The organism is Rossellomorea sp. FS2, from assembly GCF_047915635.1.
In the GTDB taxonomy this organism is placed as follows: domain Bacteria; phylum Bacillota; class Bacilli; order Bacillales; family Bacillaceae_B; genus Rossellomorea; species Rossellomorea marisflavi_A.
Genome location: NZ_JBLRVS010000004.1, coordinates 680,405 through 699,094, shown reverse-complemented (window position 1 = coordinate 699,094; position 18,690 = coordinate 680,405). Strand labels below are relative to the sequence as shown.

Here is an 18,690-nt window from a genome sequence, read left to right as displayed (position 1 = left end):
AATAGAGGTGGAAGATGAAGCAACTTTATCAGATTGACTTTAGTGAAGGAAAGGGAAACACGGTGTGGGAATGTGTACGGGAGAAAAATCTTCACGTCCATTATGTGTTCAACGAAGCTAAATATAAAGCAAGTGTAGCACCAAGATGGATTCGTTCATCCATTTTAAGGTATGCCTTGGATTTTGACGGATATTCTACTTGGATTGAGGATGAAGGCATTATCCATAATGCCTCATTCACGATTTCGATCATTCTGGCCCCACGATGCTTTGAAGCATGCCACGGGGAGGTCGCAACAGCACTGATTGATCAGTTGGATCGTGATGCCAAAACAGGGTTCGCCCTTGGATTATTTGAGCACGGAATTGTGCAGCTTGAGATCGGGAACGGAGAAGAGATTCAGCTGATCAGGACGGATAAATCATTACGATTAGCAGCTTGGTCCCAGGTGTCAGCAGTTTACGATGAAGATCAACAGCGAATAGCCATCTTTATAAATGGAGTAAGAGAGACAGAGATGACGGCAACCTTTGCACCTTCCGAGACCTCTTTATCCATCGGGAAAAGCAGTGCGCCATTCAAGATTGGGAACTATTTTAGCGGCGGTATGTTTTCAGGAGTAATTGATTCCATCTGCATGCTGGGTGAGGCACTGGGAGACGATGCGATCTGGAAAGAGGCGAGTGCAGTAAATAGTCTGACCCTTGTGAGCAGGGATATTGAGCTGGATGAAGCCAGACTCCTGGATGATCCCCACCGCCCCCAATTTCACGCGATTCCTCCTCAGCATTGGATGAATGAACCTCATGCCCCTTTCTATTATCAGGGGAAGTATCATCTTTTCTATCAGAAAAATGCATCGGGCCCCTACTTCTCACATCTCCATTGGGGTCATTGGACGAGTGACGACATGGTGTTCTGGGAAAATGAACCCACCGCATTGATTCCTGAAAAAAAGGTTTCTCCATCGGGCGTTTGGTCGGGATCGGCGACAATCGGTCCGGATGGCAGCCCCCTCCTTTTTTATACGTCAGCGGATTTTTCCAAGACGTACAATCAAGGCGTGGGCGTGGCAAACCCAAAAGACGTTCATGATGGAAGATTGTTAGAGTGGGATTTAGGGGAAAACGTGGTCATAGAACAGACAGCTGATCAGGGGATCCCATCGCAGTTCAGGGACCCTTTCGTGTGGAAGGATGAAGAGGAGGATCAGTGGTACCTCATTAATGGTGGTGGAATCGAGGATCAGGGACCTGTTGCCTGGCTATATACATCCAATGACTGTAGAGATTGGACGTTTAAAGGCGAATTTTTCTCTGTCGACCACAAGGAATACCCTCACCTGGGGACGAACTGGGAGCTTCCGGTATTCCTGCCGATATCCGATGAAAAAGGCAATCGGAAGTTCGTGTTTCTTTTCATGAGTTATTTTCACTCAGGTCCAAGTCAGCAAGTGGACACGTATTATTACATTGGAGAGTTCCATCGGGGTTCACATACGTTCATACCAGATACTCCTACTCCCCGGCTCCTTGATTATGGGAGATTCAAGTTCAGCGGTCCCAGTGGATTTGTCGATCCTGTAAGCGGGAAATCCGTGGTGTTCTCCATACTGCAAGGTAATCGAACGGAACAGGAGGAATACGATTCAGGCTGGGCACATAATGCTGGTCTTCCCATTGAACTTTCCCTTCATGAAGGGGAGCTCATCGTAAGACCGCTTGAGAATCTCCAATCCCTCAGAGCGCGGCTTCTTGTGGATGAAGTGAATCAATCGATAAAGTCCATTAACCAGAAGCTTGAGTCGCTCCGTCATAAGATGATTGAAGTACTGGTGGAATTTGAAGAAACGGATGAAAAGGTCGGTGTTGAGCTGAAAAAAGATCCCGAGGGGTTAGAAGTGACCCGGTTGCTCTTTGATCCATCCGCAGCAGTGGTGAGTATGGATAGGCGCAACACATGTCTGGATAAGGACGGGGATTGGCACGGAGGGGAAGTGGTGGTTGAGGGAGGACTGCGCGTCCACCTTTTTGTCGACCACTCAGCCATTGAATGTTTCATCCAGAATAAAAGAATGATCTCTACCAGGGCTTATCCGAGTTTACCTGAGAGTGACCATATCTCTTTGATCGGTAGGGATGAAACACGTATTGCTTCCATAAAAGTATATGAACTCAAATCCATTTGGAAACCAAAAGAAGCGGGTGAAGACAATGACCATTGATATAGATATCAACCAAACGTATCGACATCAGTACCATCTTATGCCGGAAAGGGGCTGGATGAATGATCCGAATGGATTTTCATATTTTAAAGGGTCCTACCATCTATTCTATCAACACTATCCATACGATACCCAATGGGGGCCGATGCACTGGGCACATGCTGTCAGCACAGACCTCATTACATGGAACCATCTTCCGGTGGCGCTTAGACCAAGTGAGGCTTATGACCGTAACGGCGTGTTCTCTGGATCGGCTCTGCAGGTAGGAGAAGAGCATTGGCTCTATTACACCGGACACGTGGACAGCCATCTTGATGCCCACTATGATAAAGAATTGAAAAAAATCGATCCGGTCAATGAGGTAGAGGGGGAACCTCATATAAGACAGGTCCAATGCCTTGCAAAATCCTCCGACGGACTGACCTATATCAAATATAGCGGCAACCCTGTCATAAACACCGATCAGGTTCCATTGGGTATCAGGCTGGAGGATTTCAGGGATCCAAAGGTTTGGCAATATGATGGACGCTTTTATATGGTAGTGGGGGCGAAAAGTGAAGGGCATGTCGGATATGTATTATTCTACGAATCAGATGATGGCGCGACGTGGACCTATCTGAATAAGCTGACCCTTGGCAGGGAGTATGGCACTGTGTGGGAGTGTCCTGATCTCTTTGAACTGGACGGAAAGTACGTCCTGTTGTTTTCTCCCCAGGAAAAATATCGTGTCGGTAACCGATATGAAAACATTCACTCTTCTATGGCATTGATCGGGTCATTCGACCATTCAAGCGGGACGTTCTCAATTGAAAGTGAACAGGAATTGGATCAAGGATTCGATTTTTATGCACCACAGACGCTTTTGACCCCGGATGGGAAAAGGATCATGATGGCATGGATGAAAATGTGGGATATGAATGATCCCCTGCATAAACAGGGACATGGCTGGAATGGCTCTATGACGTTGCCGAGGGAGTTATCCCTAAGGAATGGCAACTTAGTCCAGAGCCCAAGTCAAACCATCACGGCGTATCAAAAAAATCGGGTCGATCTAGGTGGCTTTTCCCTGGACGGAGAATATTCCATCGAATATTTGAACGGCAAAAGCCAACGTATAGATGTGCAGATTGATATGAGAGAGAGCAAGCGTGTAACAGTAAGCTTGTTCAAAGGATTAAGAGACAATCTGAAACTGATCCTGGATCGAGAACGAAACGAGCTCACTCTGGACCGCAGCCACTCTGAGAACCGGATTGAAAACATGGGAACAAAGAATGATTACACCAGAAGTGCCACGGTTGACCTGGCCGGAAAAGTTAAACTTTCCATCTTCTTGGATGTTTCGTCCATGGAGGTTTTTGTGAATGATGGAGAGCGGGTCTTCACGTCTTTGTTCTATCCACATGACCAATCAGATGGGGTGGTACTGTCATCTGAAGGAAGTGTGTTGGTTGAGGGGCTGACGAAGTGGGAGATCGTACGATAGGAGTCATCAACAGATCGTAAAAATTCATTAGATTAACAGATAGTCCATGATGAAAACCTCTATAGCGTTGGAGATTTTGTCATGGGCTATTTATGTTATTTTTTGTTAATCCAATAATCAGGTAGAGGAGCTAAAAGGAATGATAAAAAGAGATTTGTATAGGAAAGGAACGATCGTCTTTCTGTCTTTGCTATTGCTTATTTCGTCCGGCTTTATGAATACGCCTCTCAGTACATCCGTTCAGGCAGCGAGTACCCTTTCCAATCCAGGTTTTGAAACAGGAGACCTTAGTGGATGGAACGTCATTAGCGGGGACGCTTTCAGCCAATCAGATGTTACCACGGATTCAACGTTTTGGAATAGACAAGAATTTAAGCAACGTAATTTTTGGCACATTTGGGGTGGTAGAGGTGACAATTCCAAGGTTGGCGTGATGCAGTCAGAAACTTTTACTTTAGGGGGAGACGGCAAAATCGACTTCCTCACAGGAGGGAACGAGGATCTCGAAAATCTATATGTATCATTAGTGCGTGAGACAGACGGTAAGGAACTGATGAAAGCTACGGGTACAGGTACCGATACGTATTCTAAGGTTGAATGGGATGCTTCAGAACATATCGGTTCAGTTGTCAGAATAAAAATAGTAGACAAATCGACTACAGGAAATATCAATTTAGATGATGTCAATGTCCCACCAACAGCGTCTCTTCATGAACATACCGAACCTTCCATTTATAATCATGATTTTGAGTATACTGCATTGGTCCCCTCTGAAGTCAAAGGATGGGAAGTAGTAAGTGGAGACGCGTTTGGTGCCAATAGTCTTGTACACGAGAATCTTTGGAGTGAGGGGGATGAGTTTGATCATCAAGGTGACTATCACTTGTGGTCTCATAAATCGGGAGGGGATGGACAAACCGGTGAGTTGCATTCTGAATCCTTTACCATGAGCGGAGCGGGAGGAATCGATTTCCTGATTGGTGGCGGTGAAGATCTGAATAAATTGTATGTGGCCCTTGTAAGGGAATCAGATGGGAAAGAATTATTTAAAGAGACCGGTCGCAATTCAGAAAAATATCAAAGGGTTTTTTGGGATGCATCTGCGTATCTAGGTGAATCCGTTTATATCAAAGTAGTGGATCAAGCTACGGGTGGATTTGGCCATATAAATGTGGATGATTTCCATGTGGGTAATTCTGTTTATTCTGATAGTTTAGTTACTCATCTGAGCTTTGATGAAGGAAAAGGAGGCGAAACCAAAGATCAAGTGACCGGTAAGACGAATCTGGTAGAGTACCATTTAAATGATGGGAAATTCCAAGCTAAACAGGACCCGCTTTGGAGAAAAGATGGGATATCAAATGGCACGCTTTTATTTGATGGATACTCGACATGGGTGAGTCAGTCACCTGATCAGACTCCGGCTCTTACCGACGCTCTCACCATTGAAGCCTGGGTGGCCCCGCGAAATTTCGAACATGGTGACGAGGGAAGGCTTTCAGCCATCGTGAATCAGCATGATCGAGAAAAGAAAGAAGGATTTATCCTGGGTAACTATCGACATGGCACATGGGGAATGAATTTTGGGACTGGATCGGAATGGAATGAAGTGCTCTCTGACACCGTTCTCCCTTTAAATGAATGGTCCCATATAGCAGCGACCTATGATAGTAAGACGGGGGAAGCTGTTCTTTATCAGAACGGTAAAAAAGTGGCTTCACGTAATTTTACTCCCGGGAAAAAGATAAAGCCGAGCGTTAAGGATCTAATGATTGGTAAAAACAACGATGGAATGTGGCTTTATGGATTCAATATGAATATGTTCAGTGGCCTGATGGATGAAGTGAAAATCTATAACAAATCCATGGACGCGGAAACGATAAAAGAGTCATACCAATTAACAATTGATTCTCTTGAAGGGAACCTGCCAACTCCCGACATGCAGATAGATAGAAGTATTCTGGCCCAGGATAAGCATAGACCACAGTTTCACATGTCTCCTCCCAATCATTGGGGGAATGAACCTGGAGGCCCAATCTATTTTAATGGTCAGTATCACACCTTTTATCAGAGTAATCCGAGAGGACCTTTCTGGAATCACATCCGTTGGGGGCATCTTGTGAGCGATGATATGGTTCATTGGCGTGATGTGGATGACGCAGTAATTCCAGGGAAGCATGATGTAGATCCAGAAGGGGCATGGGCAGGTGGAGCGGTTGTAGGGGATGATGGAGTACCAGTTATTTTCTACACAGCGGGCGACGATCGAGATTCGCCGAATCAACGCATCAATATTGCTAGAAGTACCTATGAAAAGGATGGAGATAATGACCTGAATCGATGGGAAAAGAATTCAGAGGTCGTGCTTGATCAAGAAAATGGGCAAGGAATTAAGGGTGAATTCAGGGATCCATTTGTTTTCAAGGATGGAGATACCTGGTTCATGCTTGTTACATCCGGAAAAGAAGATGGAAGTGGAAAACAGGTTGGTGGAACGGCTTTGGTTTATTCAACGAAAGATTCAACGTTCAAAGATTGGGACTATCGTGGAGAGCTTTTTATCGGGGATTATGATCAATACCCAAAAACAGGAAGGGTTTGGGAACTTCCGATTTTACTCCCGTTAGGGGAAAGTGGAAAATATATTTTCCTCATCAATCCCGCTAAAACTTCAAGAGATGAGTACCAATCAAGATATACGTATTATTGGATAGGGGAATGGAATCCGGATACCACAAGATTTATACCTGATGAGAAAAAGCCTACACTACTTGATGTAGGAGATCACTTTACCGGTCCTGCAGGCATGGTTACCCAGGATGGTCGTACAGTCATTCATAGCATCACTCAAGGTAGACGGCCAGCCGATGACGATTACGCTGCCGGATACGCCCATAATTACGGATTACCTGTTGAGGTATCATACCGGCAAGATGGAAAGCTTGGAGTAGAGCCAATTGAAGAGCTTAAAGAATTAAGAGGAAACCAACTTGTCAATATAACAAATGAAACATCATTTGAAAGCGCCAACCAAACATTATCATCTGTACAAGGTGACATGCTGGAGATTGAAGTGGAACTTGATAAAGGTGAAGCCAATGAATTGGGCTTAAGCGTTAGAAGGTCTCCTAATGGGGAAGAAGAAACGTCGATATATTATAAGGCGAGTGAAAAAGAGTTTTGGGTTAATCGTCTTAAATCCAGCCTGGATCCTGATGTGGAGAAGTGGTATCAAGGAGGAAAGGTTGATATTGGAAATGAAAGCGTGAAGCTCCATATGTATGTTGATCGATCTGAAATCAATGCATATCTAAATGGTGTGAAAAGCTTAACAACAAGAGCTTATCCAACTCGGGATGATGCACTTGGAGTGAAACTGTGGGCAAATGAAAATAGCGGTTCTGTCAAAGTGAAGTCGTTGAAGGTATGGGAGATGAAATCGGCATACACTCCTGTGAAACCGACGGACATTTCATTTAATCCAGGTACCTTAGAAATAATCAAAGGGGGCAGTGAGTATATCACACCAGATATTAAACCGGCAGACGCCTCTAATAAATCCGTGATATGGACCTCGAGTAACCCTTCCGTTGCAACAGTGACAAATGGAAAAGTCATTGGGAAATCTGTTGGTACTGCCACAATTAAAGCAGTAACAAGGGAAGGCGGATTTACCGCAACCAAAAGCATTGAAGTAAAAGCCGAACCGCCTCATGATGAACTAGTTAACCATGACTTCGAGACTCCAAATCTATCGGGATGGACCGTCATGAGTGGAGATGCCTTTACCGATCTAGATGTGACGGCAGCGAAAGATTGGGGATGGGGTGGACCTTTCAATCATCAGGGGAACTATCATTTGTTCGGGGTGAATGAAGGAAACGATGGTCAGAAAGGCGTTATCCGTTCCCAAAAGTTTATCCTTGGAGGAAATGGCCAAATCGACTTCTTAGTATCCGGTGGAAACAATATTTATAACCTTTATGTGGCACTCGTCCGAGAGTCAGACGGGAAAGAGCTAATGAAAGCCAGTGGAGGGAACCAAGAGGGATATTCTCGTGTGAAGTGGGATGCATCTGATTATATAGGGGAGCGGCTGTATATAAAAGTGGTGGATGACAACACTGGACCATGGGGCCACATCAATATTGATGATGTCAATGCGCCAGTTCAGAAGCCCGCGAAAATGACGATTACAAATCCCGATTTCGAAACTGGTGATCTTACGGGGTGGAATGTAAAAAGCGGAAATGCATTTAGCCCGGGAGATGTCACGGATGAAGAAGAATGGTCATGGGGATGTTGCTTTAATCAGCAGGGTCAGTACCACCTCTGGAGCTTTAAAGATGGAGGGGACGACCAAGTGGGTGAAATCCATTCTGAACCATTTACTCTTCATGGAAGCGGATGGGTTGATTTTCTCATTAGTGGTGGGAAGAATGAGGACACTCTTTATGCAGCGTTAGTTAGATCTAAAGATGGCAAGGAATTATTCAAAGCAACAGGAGCGGATGATGAAACATATAGGAGAGTCTATTGGGATGCATCCTCTTACGTTGGTGAAGAGGTGTATATCAAAATAGTAGATAAGGCAACTGGAGGGTGGGGACATGTGAATGTAGACGACTTCCACGTTTACAATACAGAGGAAACCATCACCACAAGTGATCGATATGAACAATATCGTTCTCAATTTCACTACACTCCTAAGAAAAATTGGATGAACGATCCGAACGGGTTAGTCTTCTTTGAAGGTGAATATCACCTGTTTTATCAACATAATCCTACTGGTACTACATGGGGACCTATGAACTGGGGTCATGCAGTAAGCAAAGACCTCATTCATTGGGAAGAACTCCCTATTGCACTGGAGAATGATGGAATTGGATTTATCTGGTCTGGTAGCGTAGTAATCGACAAGAATAATAGTGCGGGCTTCGGAAACAACGCCATGGTCGCTATGTTTACACATGAGAAAGGCGGAGCTCAAGTTCAGAGTTTGGCCTACAGTCTGGATAAAGGGCGGACATGGAAAAAACATAGTGGGAATCCTGTTATTGAAAATCAAGATAACCTGCCTGTTTTTAGAGACCCCAAGGTATTCTGGCATGAACAGTCCAATAAATGGGTGATGGTGATTGCTGCTGAAAATGCACAAAGAGAACAATTTGTAAGAATTTATACATCAAACAATATGAAGCAGTGGTCTCTCGCAAGTGAATTTGGAAAGAATGAAGGGTCCCATGCTGGAGTTTGGGAAGTCCCTGACCTATTTGAGCTTCCCGTAGATGGGAACCCTACTAATAAGCGCTGGGTGCTACAGGTTAGTCTGAGCGATGGAATGCCTGCGGGAGGATCAGGTGTTCAATATTTTATAGGTGATTTCAATGGTGAGACCTTTACCAATGAAAATGAACCGAATAAGGTCTTATATGCAGACTACGGAGCTGATTACTATGCGCCTTTAACATTTAATAACATACCGGAAACTGACGGAAGAAGAATTGCGATGGGGTGGATGAACAATTGGAGTTATGGACAGAGTATTCCAACTTCTATTTGGCGAAGTAAAATGACTCTTCCGAGGGAGTTAAAACTAGTGGATTTACCTGGGCAAGGAATACGCCTGACACAAAATCCTGTTCAAGAGTTTCAAACATTACGTGATGGCGTGACGAATTGGGAAAACCAAACACTCTCACCTAGTACCAATCTAATGTCTGAAGTTAAAGGAGAAGCAGTGGAGATTATAGCTGAATTCCAAACGGACACAACAACAGCAACGGAGTTTGGATTTAATGTGCGTACTGGAAAAGGTGAACAAACCACCATTAAATACAATAAGACTGATCAAAAACTCGTACATGACCGGACAAAATCCGGAGATGGTAGCTTTAGCACTACATTTGAGTCTGTGCACGAGGCAAGGATGAACCCTAAGGATAATAAAATCAAAATGAGGGTGATCATAGATCGTTCATCCATTGAGGTTTATGGGAATGATGGTCAAGTGGTTCTTACTGATCAAATCTTCCCTCAACTAAGCAGTAATGGATTATCAACATTCGTATCGAATGGGAACGCTACTCTTAACTCGTTAAAAGTATACCCGATAAAAAAAGCCATTGTTCAGTAACTGAAAAGGGCTCCAATCATTTTATGATTGGAGCCCTTTACTCTCGTACAACCAATATTTCCAAAAGTATAAAAACACTTTACTCTATTATCGCTTTAACGATAATGTTGTTTTAAGAAGAAAGGAAGTGAGAGAGATGAATCATTTAAACGGCATCATGAACCTCATCCACCTATCCCAAAAGCTGAAAATGGAAATGCGACACAGCTGGCTGTCGGATGGACGTCAGGAGAGTGTGGCGGAGCATACGTGGAGAGTATCCCTCATTGCCATTCTCGTAGAGCCGTATTTAGACAAATCAGTGGAGATGGAAAAACTGTTGAAGATGATCATCATCCATGACCTAGTGGAGGCGGAAGCGGGGGATGTCCCGGCATTTGATACGATGGGGAATGCGGAGATGAAGGCATTGAAGCAGCAGCGTGAGGAACGGGCAATCGAGAACATCCGGGACATGATTCCGGGAGAAGTAGGACTTGAGCTATACACGCTGTGGCATGAGTTCGAGGCAAAAGAGACGTATGAGGCGAAGGTGGCGAATGCCCTAGACAAGCTCGAGGTGCAGATCCAGCATAATGAGGCCGATCTTTCTACGTGGCTGGATGTCGAGGTGGACATGACCTACGCCATGGGAAGGCATGTGGAGTTTGACAGCTTCCTGACGGAGTTGAAAGATCTCATTGAAAAGGAAGGGCATGAGAAGATTCAAGGGCGTGTAAGGCAGTAATCTCCAAAGGTTGTGCATGTCAGCCTGATTGGAGTTGTCTTCTTTGGTTACATATGTAACCTATCGTTTTTCAGAAAAGAATAACCTAAAGACCATCGGGGTGTTTGGCGATGATAACGCACAGTAAAAGAAGGCAGGGATCGGCTCCCTGCCTTCTCTTTTTCCTTATTTCGATACAACGGCAAATCGTTCGTTCTTATGTTTCGGTTGTTCCACTTCGTCAAGGAGTGCTGCGGCATAGTCGGCATAGCTGATGTAGCTCTGACCTTCTGCGTTGACGATGAAGTGATCCTTGCCGGTTTGGTAGGTTCCCGTTTTGGGACCTTCAGGGTCGAAGAAGGCTGCTGGGCTGATGTACGTCCAGTTGAGGCCTTCGGTGTTTTGCAGCTCTTTCAGGCTGAGGCTCGCATTGTAGGCAGTGGCATAATAGGCTTTCGGGAAGTCAGGTGTTTCCAAGAGCTGAACGGTTTTGTCTTCGTCTACAAACAGGCTTCCGGCTCCGCCGATGACAACGAGTCTGGTTTTCGGAGCGTCTTTCAGGGCGTTGGTAAGAACCCTGCCAGCTTCAATGTGGAGATGCTCTTTTCCTTCGGGGGCATTGAAGGCGTTCACGACGACGTCGAATCCTTTCAAGTCTTCTCCTGTCAGATCAAAGAGATCCTTTTCAACGATGTTTACGTTTGCGTTCACTTTTGATGCGCTGCGCACGATGGCGGTCACGTCATGGCCCCGTTGAATGGCTTCCTCTGTAATCAATGATCCTGCTTTTCCTGTTGCTCCGATGATGGCGATGTTCATAGTGTATTCCTCCTATTGTTTTGTAACTATTTTTGTTACAGGTTGTTTAAAAATAAATCCCGATTGAGTCGGGTGAATGAGTTGTTCTACATGTAACTATATATGTTACAGGTGAGTCTGTCAACCATGAAAAAATCACCTCTTATTGGAAGAGATGATTCATGATGTCCTTCAGCGTTTGTTCATTCAGTTCTTTTTCCATGGCTGCCTGGACGCTTTTGAATGTTTCATCCAGTGTACCTTGGATCCGTTTGCCGACGGGGCATTTCGGATTCGGTTTATCGTGTATTGAGAATAACTCTTTCTCCATATTCACGGCTTTATAGATATCAAGCAAGGTAATGTCCTTGGGATCACGTGTCAGGTTGAAGCCTGGTACTCCGGCTTGGGACGTCAATAGTCCGGCTTTCTTCAGGTCACCGGATAGTCTCCTGATGACGACGGGATTCGTGGTGACGCTCTGGGCGATCTGATCGGACGATTGCTTCGGATCCATCGCCACAAGAGACAGGATATGAATTGCGACCGATAAGCGGGTGTTAATCATGATCTCCCTCCTTCGTAACCATAATAGTTACAAATAGAAGCGTTGTCAAATGGCGCAATCAGGCTTCATTCGTTATGACAGCCTCCTGTCTTTTAAATACACCAGTCTTACTATAGATAAGGAGAGAAAGAATGAACATCCCTACTGCAAAAATCGACACCCCCCAGAAGCCATCGAATCGGGCGAATAAAACTCCGCCTGTCATCGAACCCACTGTCGTTCCAATATACATGGCCGCATTGGACACCGATGAAATCGTTCCACGTGCAGAGGTGGTCAAGCTTTGGAAGATGCTCATGAACACGGGAAAAACAAATCCTGCAACAAGGAAGGCGACAGCGAGAATGATTTCCGCTGTTAAAAGGTTGGTTGATAAAGGCAGGATACCGTAGAGACCGATAAACAAGATGAAGGAGAGCAGTAAGGAACGGGACTGCCCCATTTTTTGGATCAGATGACTTCCAAAGAGGGAACCGATGGCATTCCCCAGACCAATCGCCATCATCGCCGTTCCGACTGAAGCCACGTCAAGTGAGAAATCTTGACTCAACCAAGAGCCGATAAATGAAAAGGCAGCAAAGTTCCCAACCTGAAAGATGAAATAAGCAAGTATGTATGATTTTGCATTCACTGCCATGAACAATGTTTTATACGGTTTCCAAAATGATGCTGATTCGTTTTGTTTTACTGGTGGCAATGATGGGTACACGAGTTGAATGACGATAAGAAGTATGAGTGCCAAGAAAGATAGGAAGTAAAAGGGCATATGCCACGATATGTGGGCAAGGTAGCTGCCGATCGGGATTCCGATCAGTTGGGAAATGGCAAGTCCCGCCGTTGCAAAACCCATCGTCTTCACTATGTGTTGTGGTTGGACAAGAACTGGAATCGATGCCCAAACCTGAGGAGTGACGAACGCGGCACTTACTCCCGCAGCAAACCGAAACAGAAGCATGAAGGAAAACGATGGGGCAACACCGCATAAGAAGGTGGAAATAATAAACCCAATGAAACCCATCAGCATGACCTTCTTACGATCCAAACGGTCTGAAAGGGGCCCAGCGAGAAAGGCGAAAACTGCATAGCCCAGTGCATAAGAGCTAACCATAAATCCCGAAACGTCCGTAGACACTTCATACAGACTGGTCAAGGTGGGAAGCAAAGGCGAAATAAGGAAGGTATCGGTACCAATCACAAACATAATAGAGAAGAATAAGAATGATATGATTTTCATGTGTGTGCTCCTTTGTTTGTCAGTTTTAAAACTATTGAACTGTTAGATGAAAAATATTCCTGGACCCTCATAGTGAGTCCAGGAACCCAGGTAAATACGTAGAGAACGTATCAGGATAAATCTGCACGTATTTGTGCTTGGCTTCTTTACGGGTCGTGGTCAATCCCGCTTCCCTGAGAATCTTAAAGTGATAGGAAGCCGTGGACTTTGTTAAATGAATGCGATTACCCACCTCTCCACAACTCATTTCGTCCCCATGGTTTTTTAGCAACCTCAGAATTTCCAGCCGTGTCGGATCAGCCAATGCCTTAAAAATATCTACTCTGATTTCATCTAGGTTTCTTTGTTCAATAATCATAAAACTATTATACTGTACAGGTGGAATTTGTAAATGGTTTTTTGGAAAGAAAAGGGGTAACAGCAAAAGGAACGTATATAAACAGAATATATAAAAGTCAAAGAGGTGATCCGTTTGCCCCCACTGACAATGGCTATCTTCGGTGTGGTCGCCGCACTCGTCCTGCATGTGATCCTCCGCTATACAAAGCGACACTCCCATGAAGGCTTGATCCTGTTTTTAATCCTGATTTTCCTGTCAGCTGCAGGATGGGTGGTGGGATTTGCAATCGGGGGATGGAGGGGAATGGGGTACAGTGCCCTTGCCATGATGATGTTGATAGCATCCATGAGAGGCCTTGTGACATCCTTCATATGGTCCTTACTGGTGAAAGAATGATGGAAACGTCATTCTTTTTTCACATTTTCGGCTAATTGAGAACTTTTTTCACTAAAGACATTGACGTTGTTTGTCCTCTTGCTTATACTAAGGTAGTGATAATGATTATCACTTGCATCGTCAATAAATGAACTACCATATATGACAAACCATTCAGTCTTGGGGAGGAAATCAACATGATGAAGCTTCATACATATGCGAAGAAGGCAGCAGTGGCGGCAGCGTCCGTCATGGTCGTCGGTGCGTTGGCGGCTTGTGGGAACGGCGGCGATAACGCGAAGGACGGCGATAAGGAAAAAGCGTTGACCATCTACAGCGGTCAGCACACCGAAGTGACCGAAGCGTTGACGAAGGAATTCACGAAGGAAACCGGCATCAAGGTCGATGTTCGTGAAGGTTCCAGCAATGAATTGGCTCATCAGGTGGCAGAAGAAGGGGACAAGTCTCCTGCCGATATCATCTTCACGGAAGAAACGGCTCCACTCGTCATGCTGAGCGAGAAGGGACTTCTTGAGAAGATCGATTCCAAAGCACTTGATAACATGGACGACCAATACGAAGATCCGGACGGCACATGGGTCGGATTGCTTGCCCGCTCACGCGTAGTGGCGTACAATCCGGATGTGGTGAAAGAAAGCGAACTGCCTAAGACGGTATTCGACTTCGCCAAGCCTGAATGGAAAGATAAAGTAGCCTACGTACCGACTAGCGGTGCGTTCACCAACCAAATCTCCGCCATGATCATGCTTTATGGTGAAGACGAAACGAAACAATGGTTGGAAGGCTTGAAGAAATACGGCAAGCAATATAAGAACAACAAAATCGCACTTGATGCAGTAGAAAAAGGTGATGTAGGCGCAGCCCTCATCAACAACTACTACTGGGATAACGAAGCCAAAGAAAAAGGCGCAGACAAGATGAACTCCAAGCTTTATTACTTCGGTAACGGGGATATCGGGGATATGATCTCCCTATCCGGAGCAGGGATCGTCAAGTCAAGCTCTCATAAAGAAGAAGCACAGAAATTCATGGAATTTGCAACGGAAGAAAAAGGACAGCAGGTATTGACGGATACAAGTTCACAGTATCCATTGAACTCTAGCGTGGACACAAAGGACATGAAACCTTTCTCAGAATTGAATCCGCCGAAAGAAGCACTTGACCTCGGTGAATATTCTGATGGTGAGCAGGCATTGGAACTTCTACAAGAAGTAGGGTTGCTCTAATGCCCTTGACCGGCATATGGAGGAAGAAGGAGCCGCAGCGAAAAAAAACGTCGCTGTTGCTCCTTTTACCTGTTTTTATCTTTATTTTTGTCGCGTGCCTTCCCATCCTCTACATTATCCTCCGCGCGTATGAAGCAGGATGGGAGACGTCGATCAATCTGATCTTCCGCGACCGCGTGTATGAGCTTCTGAAAAATACGCTCCTCCTGGACGTGTCGGTGACGGTGGCCTCCATGGTCATCGGTGTCGCCACGGCCTGGTGCACGGAGCGGACGAACCTATGGGGAAGACGCGTATGGAACGTCCTCGTGACGATTCCATTCGCTGTCCCCGCCTTCGTATCAAGTTACAGCTGGGTATCCCTGAGTCCGATCTTTGAAGGATTCTTCGGTGCCTTCCTGGTCTTGACGCTATACAGCTATCCCCTTGTCCACTTGCCGGTGGCTGCGGCACTGAGGGGGATGAATCCTTCCCTGGAGGAAGTGGCATTCTCAGCAGGGTACGGACCGTGGAAAACCTTCTGGCTCGTCACGTTCCCGCAGATGCGACCTGCCCTGTTCGGTGGCGCGCTCCTCATTGCCCTCCATACGCTTGCGGAGTTCGGGGCCCTGTCCCTGCTCCGGTTCGATACGTTCACGACGGCGATCTATGATCAGTACACGATGGCCTTCAACGGAGCATCTGCTGCGATGTTGACGACGGTCCTCCTGTTCCTCTGCCTCGTGTTCATCGGAGTGGAGCTCTACGTCCGTGGGAAGGCTAAATATACGTCTGTCGGAAGAGGCGTCTCACGTGCGAGAGAGCAGGTTAGACTCGGGTTGGCAGCACCATTCGTCCAACTAGGGTTCCTTGTGTTGACGGTACTCGCCGTCGGGATTCCACTCGGACGTCTCGGGTATTGGCTATTGAACGGAAGCTCGGCAAGCTTTGAACCTGCTGAATTGGTGGGCAATCTGTTCACAACCTTGTCCTACGGGTTGGGTGGAGCCGTGGTGACGGTGATCATCGCCCTGCCCCTCGTCATGCTGTCGCTCCGACACCGCGGGCCGCTGTCTGTCATGGCCGAGCGGGTCCCGTATGTGGTCCACAGCCTGCCTGGTCTTGTTATCGGTTTGACCCTCGTGTTCTTCGCGATCCGCTATATGAGCGGGATTTATCAGACCTCGGTCCTGTTGATCATCGCGTATGTGATCCTGTTCGTCCCCCTTGCCCAGTCATCGATTAGGGCATCGTACGAGCAGGCGCCTGAGCGGGTCGAGGAAGTCGCACGGTCACTGGGCAGAAAGCCGATGAGTGTTTTCTTCACCGTGACCCTGCCCCTGATCATACCGGGGATCGGGGCGGCGATGGCCCTTGTTTGTTTGAAGATCATGAATGAATTGACGGCGACGCTGCTGCTCCGTCCGACGGGTGTCGATACGCTCGCGATCAGGGTGTGGCAGCACACGGCGAACTCCGAGTTTGCCGCGGCCGCCCCTTATGCCGCCCTGCTGATCCTGATCTCAGGCGTGCCGGTCTATATCCTGACCATGCGATCATTTTCCAGTAAGAGGAGTGAAAGAGTATGAAGGCCTTAGCGATTAAAGAGTTATCAAAGAACTTTGATGGAGTGAAAGTATTGGAGAATGTCTCCTTCGACTTGCAGAAGGGACAGATGCTTGCCGTCCTCGGCCCATCCGGGTGCGGAAAGACGACGCTTCTCCGGAGTATTGCAGGATTTGAAATCCCCGCATCGGGTGAAATCGAGATCTCCGGCGTGAAGGCCTTCGGCGAACGCCTCTATCTCTCCCCGGAAAAGCGCAAGATCGGCTATGTACCACAGGAAGGCGCACTCTTCCCGCATTTGACGGTGGAACAGAATGTCGCCTTCGGACTGCCACGCAAAATGAAGCGAACGGGTCGTGTACTGGATATGCTCGAGCTTGTCGGCATGCAAGGGTTTGAAAAACGCATGCCCCATGAACTGTCCGGCGGGCAACAGCAGCGTGTCGCCCTGGCACGCGCCCTCGCTCCCGGTCCGAGCCTGATCTTACTGGACGAACCGTTCAGCGCACTGGACACGGGGCTTCGCGCCAAGCTAAGGGATGATATCAAGCACGCACTTGAACAGTCGAATGCAACGTCGATCATGGTGACGCATGACCAGGAAGAAGCGTTCTCCATGGCTGATGTCATCGCCGTCATGAGGGACGGCGAGCTCGTCCAGATCGCCAATCCGGATGACGTCTATACGAAACCGAAAGACTTGAAGGTGGCCACCTTCGTTGGGGAAGCCGTGCTCCTCAATGGACGGATCAGCGGAGAATGCGTCGACTGTCCGCTCGGCATGCTGCCATGTCATAAGCCTTCCGGTTGCGCCGAACAAGTCACGGTCATGATTCGTCCGGAACAGCTCAGCGTAGGACCGATCGAAAGCGGAATCCAAGCGAAGGTCATGAAGACGACCTACTTCGGACACGATTCCCTGATCGAACTTCTCATCGATGAGAACGGCCAGGCGACTTCAGCTTCCATCCGTGTCCTCGGAAGACCTCAGGTCAAAGTAGGGGACACCGTCGGCTTGAAGGTGGACGGGGATGTTGTGATCTACTGAATGAATGATGAAGCAAAGCTCTATTCCAATCGCTGGAATGGAGCTTTTTTTTCGTATTCAGGAGGAAATGGCGGGTGATCAGCGAATAGGTGATAGATGATCCTAGAAGAAAGAAGGAACAGCATATGACCATCTCCATATTGAATGAACACGATGCAGAAGCGTACCAGGAGCTGCGCCTGCAGGCACTTCAAACCAATCCCGAAGCATTCGGCTCAACCTATGAACGGGAGGCTGCCTTTCCCCTCTCTTTTGTACAAGAGCGATTGACACCATCGGAAGGCAAATTCACCATGGGCGCCTGGGTGGACGGTGATCTTGTCGGCATGGCCACCTTCGTCAGGGAAACAAGTCCAAAAATGGCCCACAAGGGAAACATCTTCGGCATGTTCGTCTCACCGGACATGCGCGGGAAGGCTGTGGGAAGATCGCTTTTAGAAGAACTATTGCAGCATATAAAAGGGTTCGACGGGCTGGAACAGATCAACCTCACCGTCGTTTCCGATAATGAACCTGCGAAGCGCCTGTATACGAGCCTTGGATTTACCGTATTCGGCGTCGAGAAGCACGGATTGAAGTTTGATGGGTGCTATTATGACGAGGATTGGATGGTGAAGAGGTTGTAGGTGAAAGGGGCGGGTGCCGTCCCTTTTTTCGAGGGAATAATAATTTGACTAAATCAATTATTGATTATATCATATAAATATAGTTGACTTTATCAAATGAAAGGAGCGGTTGACCATGACCATTAACCACGGCGGGGACCTTAGTGAAGACTATTTCATTGCGTATATATCGCTGATCATGAACAGCAGAGGCATCACGTTGGAGGAAGCGAAGGCGTTCACCTTCCAACGCTTGTTCCAGAACGATGAAGGGACGCTTGGTGATCTTTCACATAAGAGCTTCATGCGGGCATATGAGCGAATGGCACAGGGGGCTGTTGGTGCGTAACGTCGGTATTACATCTGATTTTGATTGA

14 protein-coding genes are annotated in these 18,690 nt (G+C 46.8%); 10 read left to right on the top strand and 4 right to left on the bottom strand.

Annotation, left to right across the window (positions count from 1 at the left end; translation table 11 throughout):
• The first annotated feature begins 14 nt into the window (after positions 1-14).
• The 4 genes from ACNA6I_RS14600 (at position 15) to ACNA6I_RS14585 (ending at position 10,574) form a co-directional block, all read left to right on the top strand.
• Positions 15-2,225, top strand: a complete 2,211-nt coding sequence (locus ACNA6I_RS14600) for a GH32 C-terminal domain-containing protein (protein ID WP_416313666.1) — start codon at positions 15-17, stop codon at positions 2,223-2,225.
• A complete protein-coding gene (locus ACNA6I_RS14595) occupies positions 2,215-3,711 on the top strand; it encodes a glycoside hydrolase family 32 protein (protein ID WP_416313665.1) in 1,497 nt (498 codons plus the stop codon). The genes ACNA6I_RS14600 and ACNA6I_RS14595 overlap by 11 nt, the downstream gene beginning before the upstream one ends.
• Positions 3,712-3,850: 139 nt before the next feature.
• Positions 3,851-9,847 carry a GH32 C-terminal domain-containing protein gene (locus ACNA6I_RS14590; protein ID WP_416313664.1) on the top strand — a complete coding sequence of 1,999 codons (5,997 nt, stop codon included), beginning with the start codon at positions 3,851-3,853 and terminating at the stop codon, positions 9,845-9,847.
• Positions 9,848-9,983: 136 nt separating this feature from the next.
• On the top strand, positions 9,984-10,574 hold the full coding sequence (locus ACNA6I_RS14585; RefSeq protein ID WP_416313663.1) for an HD domain-containing protein: 591 nt from the start codon (positions 9,984-9,986) through the stop codon (positions 10,572-10,574).
• Positions 10,575-10,739: 165 nt separating this feature from the next.
• On the opposite strand, the gene ACNA6I_RS14580 is transcribed toward ACNA6I_RS14585, so the two are convergent.
• The 4 genes from ACNA6I_RS14580 to ACNA6I_RS14565 all read right to left on the bottom strand — a co-directional run bounded on the left by ACNA6I_RS14580 (position 10,740) and on the right by ACNA6I_RS14565 (position 13,511).
• Entirely contained in the window at positions 10,740-11,372 is a 633-nt protein-coding gene (locus tag ACNA6I_RS14580; RefSeq protein ID WP_367037675.1) for an NAD(P)-dependent oxidoreductase, read from the bottom strand.
• A gap of 142 nt (positions 11,373-11,514) precedes the next feature.
• Entirely contained in the window at positions 11,515-11,919 is a 405-nt protein-coding gene (locus ACNA6I_RS14575; protein WP_416313662.1) for an Rrf2 family transcriptional regulator, read from the bottom strand.
• 58 nt (positions 11,920-11,977) lie between these two features.
• On the bottom strand, positions 11,978-13,153 hold the full coding sequence (locus tag ACNA6I_RS14570) for an MFS transporter (RefSeq protein ID WP_416313661.1): 1,176 nt from the start codon (positions 13,151-13,153) through the stop codon (positions 11,978-11,980).
• 67 nt (positions 13,154-13,220) lie between these two features.
• Positions 13,221-13,511 (bottom strand): ArsR/SmtB family transcription factor, encoded by a 291-nt coding sequence (locus tag ACNA6I_RS14565; RefSeq protein WP_416313660.1) that lies wholly within the window; start codon positions 13,509-13,511, stop codon positions 13,221-13,223.
• Positions 13,512-13,640: 129 nt separating this feature from the next.
• Between ACNA6I_RS14565 and ACNA6I_RS14560 the strand changes: the two genes are divergently transcribed.
• The 6 genes from ACNA6I_RS14560 to ACNA6I_RS14535 all read left to right on the top strand — a co-directional run bounded on the left by ACNA6I_RS14560 (position 13,641) and on the right by ACNA6I_RS14535 (position 18,662).
• On the top strand, positions 13,641-13,889 hold the full coding sequence (locus ACNA6I_RS14560) for a YesK family protein (protein ID WP_416313659.1): 249 nt from the start codon (positions 13,641-13,643) through the stop codon (positions 13,887-13,889).
• Positions 13,890-14,065: 176 nt separating this feature from the next.
• Positions 14,066-15,115 (top strand): extracellular solute-binding protein, encoded by a 1,050-nt coding sequence (locus ACNA6I_RS14555; RefSeq protein WP_231579088.1) that lies wholly within the window; start codon positions 14,066-14,068, stop codon positions 15,113-15,115.
• 5 nt (positions 15,116-15,120) lie between these two features.
• On the top strand, positions 15,121-16,683 hold the full coding sequence (locus tag ACNA6I_RS14550; protein ID WP_416313658.1) for an ABC transporter permease: 1,563 nt from the start codon (positions 15,121-15,123) through the stop codon (positions 16,681-16,683).
• Positions 16,680-17,708 (top strand): ABC transporter ATP-binding protein, encoded by a 1,029-nt coding sequence (locus tag ACNA6I_RS14545; RefSeq protein ID WP_048005593.1) that lies wholly within the window; start codon positions 16,680-16,682, stop codon positions 17,706-17,708. Before ACNA6I_RS14550 ends, ACNA6I_RS14545 begins: the two co-directional genes overlap by 4 nt.
• Positions 17,709-17,833: 125 nt before the next feature.
• Positions 17,834-18,334 carry a GNAT family N-acetyltransferase gene (locus tag ACNA6I_RS14540; protein ID WP_048016036.1) on the top strand — a complete coding sequence of 167 codons (501 nt, stop codon included), beginning with the start codon at positions 17,834-17,836 and terminating at the stop codon, positions 18,332-18,334.
• Positions 18,335-18,449: 115 nt separating this feature from the next.
• On the top strand, positions 18,450-18,662 hold the full coding sequence (locus ACNA6I_RS14535; protein ID WP_416313657.1) for a hypothetical protein: 213 nt from the start codon (positions 18,450-18,452) through the stop codon (positions 18,660-18,662).
• Positions 18,663-18,690 lie beyond the last annotated feature (28 nt).

Coding starts and splice junctions, on each gene's coding strand:
- ACNA6I_RS14585 (WP_416313663.1), top strand. CDS start 9,984: ATGAATCATTTAAACGGCATCATGAACCTCATCCACCTATCCCAAAAG.
- ACNA6I_RS14535 (WP_416313657.1), top strand. CDS start 18,450: ATGACCATTAACCACGGCGGGGACCTTAGTGAAGACTATTTCATTGCG.
- ACNA6I_RS14575 (WP_416313662.1), bottom strand. CDS start 11,919: ATGATTAACACCCGCTTATCGGTCGCAATTCATATCCTGTCTCTTGTG.
- ACNA6I_RS14565 (WP_416313660.1), bottom strand. CDS start 13,511: ATGATTATTGAACAAAGAAACCTAGATGAAATCAGAGTAGATATTTTT.
- ACNA6I_RS14600 (WP_416313666.1), top strand. CDS start 15: ATGAAGCAACTTTATCAGATTGACTTTAGTGAAGGAAAGGGAAACACG.
- ACNA6I_RS14545 (WP_048005593.1), top strand. CDS start 16,680: ATGAAGGCCTTAGCGATTAAAGAGTTATCAAAGAACTTTGATGGAGTG.
- ACNA6I_RS14570 (WP_416313661.1), bottom strand. CDS start 13,153: ATGAAAATCATATCATTCTTATTCTTCTCTATTATGTTTGTGATTGGT.
- ACNA6I_RS14540 (WP_048016036.1), top strand. CDS start 17,834: ATGACCATCTCCATATTGAATGAACACGATGCAGAAGCGTACCAGGAG.
- ACNA6I_RS14580 (WP_367037675.1), bottom strand. CDS start 11,372: ATGAACATCGCCATCATCGGAGCAACAGGAAAAGCAGGATCATTGATT.
- ACNA6I_RS14555 (WP_231579088.1), top strand. CDS start 14,066: ATGATGAAGCTTCATACATATGCGAAGAAGGCAGCAGTGGCGGCAGCG.
- ACNA6I_RS14560 (WP_416313659.1), top strand. CDS start 13,641: ATGGCTATCTTCGGTGTGGTCGCCGCACTCGTCCTGCATGTGATCCTC.
- ACNA6I_RS14590 (WP_416313664.1), top strand. CDS start 3,851: ATGATAAAAAGAGATTTGTATAGGAAAGGAACGATCGTCTTTCTGTCT.
- ACNA6I_RS14595 (WP_416313665.1), top strand. CDS start 2,215: ATGACCATTGATATAGATATCAACCAAACGTATCGACATCAGTACCAT.